Here is a 12,176-nt window from a genome sequence, read left to right on the forward strand (position 1 = left end):
CGCAGATTGCTCTTTTGTTGCTAAGGACCGGTCACCCGCCATGTCATGCGGTTTGCCCGGTCAATCCTCATGAGGTCGAGCCGTTTCTCACGAGCACCGTCGCGTGGAGCTGTCTGCGCCGGCAAATCCCAGAGGCTGTCCTGTGTGTGCGTCAGCGGGACCGCTAAAGCCTCAAAGGCCGATTTCACGTCTGCATAGGCGGCCTCCTTCAAGGCGGTAGCCGTGGGCTCGACCTCATTATAGACGGCCAGCGCCGCTGCATAAGTTTGATAGAGCGGCATTTGGGCCTCGTTGGTCCAGCCGAGACCGAGATGGTGGAACTGATCAGCCGGAACAGTGATGCGGCTTTTGTCCAGCTCCCGGAGGTAGTCCGCCGACCAGTCGTGGATGGTATAGGATTCAATCTTATCCATCATCGACCGCCAGCGCCTGACACGCTCCTCCAGCGGCATGTTGGTCGCTTTCGAAATAGCGTCTGCAATCTCTTCGGGATTATTTGGATCGATCAGCAGCGCCTCGTCTTCGTTCAAATCTTCAGCCGCCCCGGCAAACTTCGATAAGACCAGAACACCGGGATCATTTGGGTCTTGGGCCGCGACATATTCTTTCGCCACGAGATTCATGCCGTCGCGCAGCGGCGTGACGAGACCTATATTTGCGGCGCGGTAAAGACGGGCGAGTGCAGCCTGGCTGAACGAGTCGCTCGTGTAGTGGATCGCCTTCCACTCGTCCGTGCCATGCTCAGCATTGACTTGGCTGATCGCATTCTCCACGTCCTCCTTGTACTTCTGATATTCGCCAACGTCCGCACGAGAGGACGGCGCGATCTGCAGCAACGAGATGCTGCCAGGCTCCGCGGCTAAAAGGTGGTTGAACGCTTCGACCCTCTTATCGATACCCTTCGTGTAGTCGAGCCGGTCGACGCCGATCGCAAACTTTGCGGCCTCGAATTTCTGCAATAATGACGAGAGTTTTTCTTCCTCTGAGGCCGAAAGCTCTGCCGCAAGATACTTTGCGAACTGGTTGGGATCGATGCCGATCGGGAATTTTTGCAACCGGGTCTGGCCACGGTCCGTTGTCACGGTGCCACCCTTGCTCTCCAGCCCGAAATAGACCCGAAGGCAGGCGAGGAAATTGTTGAGATCCCGGTTTGTCTGAAAGCCGAGCAGATCGTACTCGAGCATCGACTTCATAAGCTCGCGATGGTGAGGTACGTGCTCGATCAAGTCGGGCGCCGGCCAAGGCGTGTGCAGGAAAAAGCCGGTCGGCCGATCAATGCCGAGCCTATGCAGCTCAGCCGCGAGCGGAAGCAAATGATAGTCATGTACCCAGAATACGTCTCGATCCCGGACGTCAAAGGCGGCTCGCGCTATGAAGGCGTTAACGTTTCGATAGCTGTCATAATCGCCTTCGGAGCCCGACATCCGTTCGGACAGGGAATGCATTGCAGGCCACAGTGTCGAATTGGAAAAACCTCGATAATAGCCGGGATAGTCTGCCTCTGGCAGGTTTAGCCTCGCCACGTCGCCTGCACCGGTCTTCACCAGCGGCAAGGGCTGGTCGGTCCCATCTCCGCGGGTATCCGAGGAGCCCACCCAGAGTGCACCGGAACGTTCAACGACCGGTTCCAGGCCGGCCGCAAGCCCGCCGGTCTGAGGCTTATTGGGGTCGAAGGGGGCAACCCGGTTCGAGATGACGACGAGCTTCATATCGCGCCGCTGGTCTACCGGGGCGAGGCCGTCCTTCGGGTCGCTTGAGGCAACGGCAGTGGAAGGTCCAGCTTCTACGTGTTTCCCTTGCTCCAGCGGCACGCTGTCCAGGTGCATGTCGAAGGCAGTCTCGCCTCCAGCTTCATCTTGCTGCGAAGCGCCTGAAGTTCCGGTGTCGAGCGCGTCATGGATTCGAACCATTTCGTATCTCCGTTTGACGATGTTTCCGCTTGACGCTGCGCGGATCGGCCGAGATATCTTCACGATCAGGTTGGCAGGCCCAGCTTTCTGGAAGCTGACCAATCGGCGGGACAGATAGCCGGGCAGGCGCGGCTCCATCGGCGAGGCAAGTGCAACAGGCGGTCAACCATATTGTTGACGAGGAAATGCGCGGTTCGGCTGACGCCGGAATCGATTGGCTGGAAGCAAAACGCTGGCCTATGATCGTTACGACAAGGCGGGGTGTTTTCGTGTTCCTCAATGAGGAGATCACGCTCGGATGGAGCGCGCATTCACCGGTTAAGCTGACGAGAGCGGCACGCAAAAATGTTCAGGACAGTTTTTTACGCCAGACGGACGCGTGTGCCCGTGGCAGAGCGCAAGCAAAACACGCTCGCGCGGCAGCGATAAGACTATGATCCGCGACCCCCAGGACACATGAACCCAGCGCCTCGTCGTCCAGGCGTGTCCCTCATGGCGATCTGTCCAAGCGACGTGAGTGCGATCGGAGTTGCGGTCTGTGCAAATGCGTCCGGTTCGTCGGTACCTTGATGGCCAACTACCCTTTCTCACCGGTCCACGAAGGCTGCGATGCCGTGCGTTATCTGCTATCCAGCTCATTTAACAAGCTGCTCAGATTACACGCGCTTCAGCTATCCACTCCGATGCGATCTTGTCGTCGCAGCCGCGTTCACTAGATCTCGTACCGTGACGCGCTGCGCAAAATGGTGAGATGATGCTGGCCTAAATCGGCAAAGTGTTCGTCCTTTTGATTGGGGGCCGTCGTAGGGAGTGCTGTTAGGTTGTCGCGGTTGGCACCGTCACTGTCTTGCTCAAGACATTAGTTGTTTCAGGCGCAACAAATGGGGCGCCGGTGACGAGATGGTGCGGGAATGCTGAGCTTTGTACCGTATGAAAATGCTCGAATGCATGGCATGCCGGTTGCTTGAATCGGTGACGACACCACTTGTGTTCATGATGCTCATCCAGCACGCGACCCGAGTCTTGAAATGAACTGTTACGACTTCATCAGGCGCCGGTCTCTTGATGCAACTCAGCGCGAACTCAATCATCTTGAGATCGCGCGTTGCTTTGGCGGCCAAAATTCCGGGCCTCTAACAGAGTCGCGGCGAATGTCGGTCCAGATAATATGACGTTATGCTTTGGAACAATCGTTTGTGTCACTTTTAAGCTGCGCCTCAGGCGCTGGAAGCGGTGAGATGCCGAGCGGGGTCTTGCAGCTAGGCCACCGGGCTAGCATCGGTGTTTGCAGATGGTGATGAGCTGATGCAGGACGACTGGGATCCTGAGAAAATAACCAGGCAAATGGACGAGCTCAAGGTCGAGCTGCTTCGTGCCCAATCGGTTGTCGCCGAATGTAAGGCAGGATTGGAGGAGTTGGAACGGAGGCTTGAGCGTCGAGCAATCCCATCGTCGCTTGATGAACGCCGCCGGGACCCTGCGGCAACCGATCCAACACGTAGAGCGCGATCGCCCGAATCGCGAACCGTCGATAATCCCATCGACGAGGAGGGTCCCGTGGCGTTTTCCAGTCGATTATGGGACCGTTAAAAGCGGGACACACGTTTACGGCAGCAGGTTTCGCCACCGACAAACTGAGACGCATCGCTTTCGATCCGGGCGCTCGCAATGGCGGCCTCCCAACATTATGGGCGTTTTGGCGATTGTGGTGCGTTGGCCTGCGGATGGGTGCGGAGTAACATCACATCAGGGAGCCCACACTGCAGTTTTGAGCCTAGCTTCCCGTCTGGCGGCTGTTGGCGCAGATGTCCTGAATGAATGTCAACAACTCTTTAGGTTTGGCTCAGGGCCAGCTCGGTTGTTTAGTACGTCATCTACGCGTCAAAACTGCCTGGCAGACCTTTCTGGGCGCGCGTCAACATCGTGACACTCCACAATAGCCTCGGCGCTAGGCCTGCGACGGCTCTGGTACTTGTGACTGCGGATAAAGGGCCAGATCCGGAAATTCGCATCGACGATAACGCGAACTGGCTGACTATGTCCCGCAAAATGTGGTTCGGAAGAAGCCGGAAAACGGCAGTCACTTACGCTACATTCGCCCCGGGCAATGCTCTGCCTGATGCCTTACGGTAGGCCCCGGCTGTAACCTCGTCAGCTTCTCGAAAGCTGGACCGAATACCGAATAATCAACTGCCCCCCGGACGAGAGGTTGCCGTGGACTCGCACAATTTCGACGTATCCAAATGCAGCGGCTCCGCCATTGGTACAGGGCGCTTCTTAGTCGATCAGCAGCCGAACCTGGCTGAACATAAGGTGTCCCTAAGCCTTGGGAGATCGCCCATGACGAAACCCTTCCCCATGAACGCCTGGTACGCCGCCGCGTGGGATGCCGAGGTGAAGCCGGCGCTGTTGCCCCGGACGATCTGTGGCAAGCATGTCGTGATGTATCGGAAGGCCGATGGCTCGGTGACTGCGCTGGAGGATGCCTGCTGGCATCGCCTGGTGCCGTTGTCGAAGGGCCGGCTCGAAGGCGACACCGTCGTCTGCGGCTATCACGGCCTGAAATACAATGCGCAGGGGCGCTGCACCTTCATGCCATCGCAGGAGACCATCAACCCGTCGGCCTGCGTCCGCGCCTATCCCGTGGTCGAGCGTCACCGCTACATCTGGCTCTGGATGGGCGATCCTGCGCTGGCTGATCCCGCGCTGGTGCCCGACATGCACTGGAATCACGATCCAGCCTGGGCCGGCGACGGCAAGACCATCCGCGTGAACTGCGACTACCGTCTCGTGCTCGACAATCTCATGGACCTCACCCACGAGACCTTCGTGCACGGCTCCTCGATTGGAAACGACGCCGTGGCCGAAGCGCCGTTCGACGTCACCCATGGCGAGAAGACGGTCACCGTGACGCGCTGGATGCGCGGCATCGAGGCGCCGCCGTTCTGGGCCAAGCAGCTCGGCAAGCCTGGTCTGGTCGACCGCTGGCAGATCATCCGTTTCGAGGCGCCCTGTACCATCGCCATCGACGTCGGCGTCGCGCCGGCAGGTACCGGCGCGCCCGAGGGCGACCGCTCGCAGGGCGTCAACGGCTTCGTGCTGAACACCATCACGCCCGAGACAGAGAAGACCTGCCATTATTTCTGGGCCTTCGTCCGCAATTACCGGCTCGGCGAACAGCGCCTCACCACCGAGCTCCGCGAAGGCGTCTCCAGCATCTTCCGCGAGGACGAGCTGATCCTCGAGGCGCAGCAGCGCGCCATGGACGAGAACCCGGATCGCATCTTCTACAATCTCAACATCGATGCCGGCGCGATGTGGATGCGCAAGCTGATCGACAAGATGGTGGCGAAGGAAAACGGACCGCAGCATCTGCAGGCCGCGGAGTAGGGCATGGCCGAGGTCGACCGCTCCGTCTCGCAGACCGTGAAGGCGCAGCTCGCGCTGCGCGACCAGATGTTGTCCGGATCGCTCTGAGAACCGTGAGGGTGCGCGGGCCGAAGCGATCATGCGCGAGCACGCCCGGCTTGCGGTGCGCAATCTCCGCCTCGCACTGCGCAATCGCACCCATCTCGACCTCTTGCCGGCGCTCGCGCTGATCAAGACCACAACCGATTGAGGGCACCATGCGCTTCATCGAAACCTGGATTCCCGCAACGCTGGTCTCGACGCGCGATCTGTCGCCCGGCATCCGCGAATTCCTGATCAGGCCCGACCAGTTTGATGGCGCCGCCTATCCGGTCGGCAGCCACATCAGTGTCAGCGTCACCATCCACGGCCAGCCGGAGACGCGGTCCTATTCACTGGTCGGTGAAGCGAGCCCGCAAGGCTACAGGATCGCGGTGCGCCGCGCCGAGGATTCCCGTGGCGGCTCGCGCTACATGTGGCAGCTGGCGCCGGGCGCGCGGCTCGACATCACGCGGCCGGCGTCGCTCGTCGCGGTCGACTGGGAGCGCGAAAACTATTGCCTGATCGCCGGCGGCATCGGCATCACCCCGATCCTCGGCGCTGCGCAGGCGCTGGCGCGCCGTGGATCGAAGGTCGCGCTGCACTATGCCGTGCGCGGGCGTGCGGATGGCGCCTATCTCGATGACCTCGCAAGCCTGCTGGGTGATCGGCTGGTCGTCCATGCCAGCGACGAAGGCAAGCGGCTCGATCTCGAGGCGCTGTTCGCCTCGCTGCCGAAGGGCACGCTTGCGCTGTTCTGCGGCCCGATGCGCATGCTCGATGCCGCCCGCCACGCCTGGATCGGCGCCGGCCATCCGCTGTCAGATCTGCGCTACGAGACCTTCGGCTCCAGCGGCTCGCTGCCGACCGAGGCCTTTCGCGTGCGCCTGAAGGACACCGATGTAGAGCTCGAGATTCCGCGCGAGCGTTCGATGCTCGACGTTCTCAACGCCAGCGGCTTTGAGGTGATATCCGACTGCAAGCGCGGCGAATGCGGCCTATGCGCATCGACGTCGTCGCCTTCGACGGCGAGATCGACCATCGCGACGTCTTTTTCAGCGATCACCAGAAGCAAAGCAACGCGAAGATCTGCACCTGCGTCTCGCGGGCGAGGGGCACGATCACGGTGGATACGCTGCTGCGGGCCGATGCGGTTTGAGTTGAAGCGTCATGCCCGGGCTTGTCCCCGGCATCCAGGTTCTGCTGACTGTTTAACGAAGCGGTTGAGAGCACGAGGCATCTCACAAAACCACGTTATTGCGTCAATGCAGAGTGATACCGTTTGGCATTCGCCGCCCGGCCAATGCTGCGTCTTATAAACGTCATCTTGCACGGGCCAGTAGCGCGCGGCGCGGCTCGATCAAGCTAGCGCTCGGCAATTGACAGCAACGGGCAGAGATGCGCGTGACAAAACACGAGGAGATTGATGACGAAGCGTTTTTGCAATTTGGCCCTATTGTCCGTACTCACCTCGTTACTTGGCTTCCCAGCCGCGAAAGCGCAAGACCGGCGGATTATCAGTGAACCTGTTGCACCTCTTACGGTGTGCGACCGCCCCGTGCCGTCTGGCAAGCAAGATACGGCCATGTTGCAAGATGCTATCGATCAATGCCCCTCCGGAGCCGCCGTGTATTTAGCGCGTGGCGAATTCCGCTCGGGCCCACTCGAGATGAAGTCGGGCGTGACCTTATGGGTCGGACGTGGTGCGAGGCTGATCGCCATCGCAGAGCCTGCTGCTTACGACAAGGGTTTCGGACAATGTGGGCGCATTGCGGAGAAGGGCGATGGCTGCCGGCCATTCATCAGCTTTTCTAAGACGCGAGGCGGCGGCATCTACGGAGAGGGCATCATCGATGGTCAGGGCGGCGCATTGATTGCTGGCAGCGCGGAAACATGGTGGCAGCTTGCCCGGCGCGCCCAAGCCGAAGGCGGCAACCAGAACGCCCCGCGCTTGATCCAGATCGATCATGCGCAGAACATCACGTTCTCTGGTGTCACCTTGCGCAACGCTCCCAATTTTCATATCGCGATGAACCGGGGCGAAGGTGCCACATTTTGGGGCCTCACGATCGATACGCCCGCGGATGCCCGCAACACCGACGGCATCGACGTTGGCGCGAGTCAGGATGTGACCATCACCCACAGCTTGATCCGCACGGGAGACGACAACGTCGCAATCAAGGCCGGCGACAGTGGTTCAAGCAGCCATATCTCGATAATCGATAATTATTTCGGCTCGGGGCACGGCATGTCGATTGGCAGTGAGGTGAATTCCGGTGCCAGAGACATATTGGTGCGTAATCTGACGTTGGATGGCACGACGTCGGGTCTGCGCATCAAGAGCGATGTTAGTCGAGGCGGTCTGGTCGAAGGTGTGACGTATGAGTACGTGTGCCTGCGGGGCAACCGGTGGCCCTTGTCTTTCGACGCAAAATATGATCCGCGCGCTCAAGGCACTAAGATTCCGGTCTATCGGCAAATCGTTCTCCGTCATGTGCATGGTGACTCTGGTGTGTTGCTGATGCGCGGCCTAGACGAGGCGCACGCATTTGACGTGACACTCGAAGATGTCCGATTTTCCAGGACCGCGACTTGGCAAATCGAGCACGCGAAAGTCACCGCAGATCATTCCGACGTATCGCCGCCGCTGCCGGGGCGAGCCGCAGGACCACTGCTGCGCGGGTCGGAGGTTTGTTCCGGGGCATTCCGCGATGGCAAACGGTAAGCACGACATCCGCCGGCGATCTCGGGTGGTGAGTTACGCATGGTCCAAAGCGGCCGGTGTTGACGCAAGTGAGCCCGTTGTCCTGACTTCGTTACGATCGTCCGGCGGCTTGCCAACCTCGGAATGCGAAGCTGACGTTGGCGGGGCTGATTTCGCGCGAAAATGTGTGGGGCTTGGCGCGGCGGCTGTCCCGCTGAGACACGCTCTACCAACTGCGCCCAAGGTGCCGCTGATTGAACGAAGTGTAAGATCACATGGGAATTTTCGTTCGCCGCGCTGTAGTTCTGGCGGGATGTTTGTGCATCCCTCCGGCGTACGCTCAGCCACTGTTGGTGTCGCATGCCGAAAATGCAGATTATCATTCCGTACAGCAAGCCATCGATGCTTTGCCGGCGGAAGGCGGAGATGTCCTGATCAGGCCGGGCATCTATCGTGAGAAGGTCAAAATCTCCAAATCCGGCGTTCATCTCTCAGGGACTGGTAGCAATCCGGGGGATACCGTCATTGTGTATGGGGACGGTGCCATCAATGTAGGAGGAACCCTCCTCTCGGCGACGTTGAGTGCCACTGGCGATGACTTCCGGCTCGACAATCTGTCCATCCAGAACGACTACGCCCTCAATCCGGCCAATCCACCTTCGCAAGCGGTTGCACTATCCCTTACCGGAGACAAGGACGTCGTTACGCGCGTCCGCCTGCTCGGCGCCCAGGACACGCTGTTTGCTGGCAAGGGTCCAAACGGCAGAATGTCACGCCAATACTTCTCGAACTGCTACATCGAAGGGCATGTTGATTTCGTGTTTGGCAACGCCAAGGCTTGGTTCCGGCAATGTGAGTTGCGCGGCATCGCCAATCAAGCGGTCGTCTTTACGGCCCAGAGCAAGGCAGCTCCCGATGAGGACAGCGGCTATGTTTTTGATCATTGCAGCCTAAGTGCCGATCCTGGCGCGCGCAATATCGCGCTTGGTCGCCCTTGGCGGGCCTACGCTACAGTGGTTCTCCTGTCGACCAAGATAGATGCGCAGGTCGTTGCGGAAGGCTGGCGGGAATGGGCTCCCGGCAAGACCAACTCTTTGAGCACGAGCTATTATGCCGAATATAGATCTTTCGGGGTCGGGGCTAACCCCTCAGGCCGCGAACCTCACTCCCATCAACTGACCGATAGCGAAGCCGCGAGATGGTCGCTGGGAGTGTTCTTCGGAGGTGCCACAGATTGGCTGCCAACGGAACGACGTGGAGGGAACACAAAGCAGCACTGACGGTGAGGAAATGACGATGCTCCTTGGATAAACAGCGGGGCGGGGAGGGCAGATAGGCGCTGCCGCGGGCTCACGCCTCACCGGCATCGCTAGGCGCCGTGTCGGAAGACAGTTTTTAGGAAATCGGAGCCGTTCAGACACCTACTCACGAAAGGGGAAGCCCCTCTAGCAGCCTGCGATAGCCGAGTGCTTGATCGACGCCATGCACGTTGAAGCGCTCAAGTTCACCTGCCTTGCCTGTCTCGCAGCGATCTGCAGGAGATAGGTGAGTGGCGCAGTCCGGGGGACTACGTCAGAAGCCGGTCCTCGACGCTGCGATGCATGGGCTCTCATGATTGATCGTTGACCCGTCAGCACGGTGCGAATAGGTCCGGACGGGTCGCCGCAGCGCGCTAACCCTTTCCATACAGCCAACGGGTATCGGGGAAAGGTTTGTACTTTCGTGTTCCCCCTAGAAGAACGGAGGGATCGATCCTGCGCAAGTCCTCTTGAAGCTTCAAAGATGGACCGCCGCCGGTGGTCGCGACTCAATCTTCCCAATCGCTGCCGGAACGACACGAACCGTCCATCATGTTGATGGTCACCATGTATGGCGGAAAGCGCGTCGGCCAAGAAAGTCAAACTACCAGCCTAGCCAGAGCAACGCTCTGGTGGTTCCGGCCTTCACTTCCGAAGCGCCGTGAAGCAAAGAGAGATGTTCGAGCTAACTCTCGCGCACCACGGTCTTCAGGTACTGGTAGGCCTTGATTATCTCGACCAGGCGAGTTTCCCTGGAGTGATCGCCGCCATTGACATCGGGATGGTGCTGCTTAACCAGCACCTTGTACTTCGCCTTGATATCGCCGAGCGTCGCATTGGCATTAAGGCCCATCACCTGCAACGCTTTGCCCTCGGCATTCAAAATCTTGCGCGCCTCGGGCTTGGGCTTCGCGCGCGGGCGGGCCCCGGCACGTCCGTTCAGCTCGGCGAGCGTGCAGAGGGCATGCCAGTCGTCCTCGAAAGCGGCAGTGCTGCCAGTCGTTCTGCGAGCGCTGATGTTCTCGCCTATCTTCCAGGTCGGACGATGGCCAGTCAGCGCATCCTTCCGGTAGCGCTCGACCGCTTCGGCGTCCATCCCCGAGAAAAAATTATAGGACTGATTGTATTTGCGAACATGCCCGATGCAGAAGTGCCAATAGTCGCGCGCATTGCCGCGGCCCTTAGGCGCGGGGTGGGTAGCCTTGTTCTGGCAACCAGGCCATTCGCATCGCGCCGCGGTCTGCGGTTCCTGCGCTCCCTGCTTGTTGATGCGAATGGAGGCGAAGATTTCGGATGTGTCGATCAGCATAACCTTGCTCCGTTGGCGGAGCGGCAGTTAAACAGCGCCGCTTCTATGCTAGAGACTTGACTTGGACGGCAAGTTGGGTCTGGCTCGGCCTTTGCGTCTGGTCAGTCGCCTGGTGTAGCAGGCACGTCCTAGCAATCGATATGCCAGGCCTCGCGAGCTTGGTTCGGACCATCATCTCTTTGCGAATTCAGCTCAGCTAATCGCAATTTGCTGTCGGATTCTGCACACGGACGTCTTGAACGGGACCGGGGAAATACTCCCAAAGGTAATGTGCAGTAATCCGTCGCAACGACGAATGCGAGCGGCGTCTTCTCAATCTTGTTAAAAAGCTCGAAAAAGATTCCGTCTTGCGCAGCGAAACAGAAAGCGCACTGTTCGCGAGGGGCATTCGCAAACTGCTCGTTCACGGATCAACGGAAGTCACAGCGGCGGCGGGCAGCCGACCAATCCCCTCTATTCACCAGCCTACTCATCAAAGCCGAAAACCATTCGCTCTGTTGGAACGGGTGTATACTGGCTCTGATCGACAACCGGATTGGATTGACGGCCGAACGGTAGCTGTCGTGGAGGCGTTTTCGCCGAGGACTACGACGGTATAAGATGCCTTAGTAGGAATACGAGCGGATCATGAGGTTCGCATCTTACCCGCTTGGGCACATGAGCGTCCTGGGTGGAAAATCGATGCCGCACCGAAGTTCAAAATTTCTGGATTCAAAGAGGACCTCGCTGAGTCAGTACGTTGTCGAGCTCGATAGCACTTTCAATGAGCTCTGGGACAAATACAGGAACTGGACGAAGGCGATTTTGTTTATGCGCAGCTTAGCCTCAAATAGACCCGAAAGTCTGTGAGGTCGAATTCCTCTATGTCGGCGTCCCTTGCGCTCGTTTCTGTTCCCGTTGTTCGTCTGTATTGTTGCAATAAGTTCTACATCCAGAAGTCGGTGACCGTAAGGAAATGATGCCAGTTCGTTAGCCTTTGCGCGTCGTCGGAGTCCTCCAGCAACCAAGTACCAGCAATACCGCTGAGAAGTCGCGACATGCTGTTACTCTTCGATCCATGGTAGAAGCAGGTATCATTCGCGAGCAGGCTCATATCGGGTCGGGAAAAACACGGGTGGCGGTGCTGTACTAACGATAATCGTCAAGGCGTTATCCGGTATTGCCTCAAGACAGTTGTAAGGATGCTGCTCCAATTTGTCCTCGCTGTGCCGGCTCGCCGCATATGTCTGTCGCCCGTCCATCTCAGTCCGAGGCAGTCCTGACTAAGCTGAAGTTTCTTCCTCAGGCAGCCCGAAATCGAATGACGGTTGTTCCACGTGCCAGCCCACCAGATCATCCATCGCAATTGCACGATCCGGTCTGTCAGAGCGGCTGACTGTATGGCGTTCTCCTTGAAAGCGGATGTCGTGAGGCGACGGTGCGCGCTTTGTTCTTCAGCGACGCCCGTTGAACTGTTGGACGATCCGATCCACTTTGTTTTCCGTCGAGTTTCGCTTGCACTGCACGAT

At 58.9% G+C, this 12,176-nt stretch carries 6 protein-coding genes and 2 pseudogenes; 6 read left to right on the forward strand and 2 right to left on the reverse strand.

Annotation, left to right across the window (positions count from 1 at the left end):
- Nucleotides 1-20: 20 nt before the first annotated feature.
- Entirely contained in the window at nt 21-2,048 is a 2,028-nt protein-coding gene (locus ACVIIW_RS16530; protein ID WP_456701690.1) for an alpha,alpha-trehalose-phosphate synthase (UDP-forming), read from the reverse strand.
- Between the two features lie 11 nt (nt 2,049-2,059).
- On the opposite strand from ACVIIW_RS16530, the gene ACVIIW_RS16535 reads away from it, so the two are divergent.
- From ACVIIW_RS16535 to ACVIIW_RS16560, 6 genes and pseudogenes are all read left to right on the forward strand, one after another.
- Nucleotides 2,060-2,347, forward strand: coding sequence for a hypothetical protein (locus ACVIIW_RS16535; RefSeq protein WP_456701691.1), 288 nt, complete (start codon nt 2,060-2,062; stop codon nt 2,345-2,347).
- Nucleotides 2,348-4,250: 1,903 nt separating this feature from the next.
- Nucleotides 4,251-5,300, forward strand: a complete 1,050-nt coding sequence (locus ACVIIW_RS16540; RefSeq protein ID WP_456701692.1) for an aromatic ring-hydroxylating dioxygenase subunit alpha — start codon at nt 4,251-4,253, stop codon at nt 5,298-5,300.
- A gap of 76 nt (nt 5,301-5,376) precedes the next feature.
- A pseudogene (locus ACVIIW_RS16545) lies at nt 5,377-5,529 on the forward strand (GntR family transcriptional regulator); the annotation flags it as partial.
- A 7-nt stretch (nt 5,530-5,536) separates the two neighbouring features.
- A pseudogene (locus ACVIIW_RS16550) lies at nt 5,537-6,516 on the forward strand (PDR/VanB family oxidoreductase).
- A gap of 267 nt (nt 6,517-6,783) precedes the next feature.
- A complete protein-coding gene (locus ACVIIW_RS16555; RefSeq protein ID WP_456701693.1) occupies nt 6,784-8,082 on the forward strand; it encodes a glycoside hydrolase family 28 protein in 1,299 nt (432 codons plus the stop codon).
- 254 nt (nt 8,083-8,336) lie between these two features.
- Nucleotides 8,337-9,341, forward strand: coding sequence for a pectinesterase family protein (locus ACVIIW_RS16560; RefSeq protein WP_456701694.1), 1,005 nt, complete (start codon nt 8,337-8,339; stop codon nt 9,339-9,341).
- A 703-nt stretch (nt 9,342-10,044) separates the two neighbouring features.
- Here the strand turns inward: ACVIIW_RS16560 and ACVIIW_RS16565 are convergent.
- Nucleotides 10,045-10,668, reverse strand: coding sequence for a J domain-containing protein (locus ACVIIW_RS16565; protein ID WP_456701695.1), 624 nt, complete (start codon nt 10,666-10,668; stop codon nt 10,045-10,047).
- Between the last annotated feature and the right edge of the window lie 1,508 nt (nt 10,669-12,176).

This window comes from Bradyrhizobium sp. USDA 4449, assembly GCF_054056275.1.

What these genes read in the sequence shown, in the direction of transcription:
- ACVIIW_RS16530 (WP_456701690.1), bottom strand. Translation starts at nt 2,048, where the DNA reads ATGGAGCCGCGCCTGCCCGGCTATCTGTCCCGCCGATTGGTCAGCTTC.
- ACVIIW_RS16540 (WP_456701692.1), top strand. Translation starts at nt 4,251, where the DNA reads ATGACGAAACCCTTCCCCATGAACGCCTGGTACGCCGCCGCGTGGGAT.
- ACVIIW_RS16555 (WP_456701693.1), top strand. Translation starts at nt 6,784, where the DNA reads ATGACGAAGCGTTTTTGCAATTTGGCCCTATTGTCCGTACTCACCTCG.
- ACVIIW_RS16560 (WP_456701694.1), top strand. Translation starts at nt 8,337, where the DNA reads ATGGGAATTTTCGTTCGCCGCGCTGTAGTTCTGGCGGGATGTTTGTGC.
- ACVIIW_RS16565 (WP_456701695.1), bottom strand. Translation starts at nt 10,668, where the DNA reads ATGCTGATCGACACATCCGAAATCTTCGCCTCCATTCGCATCAACAAG.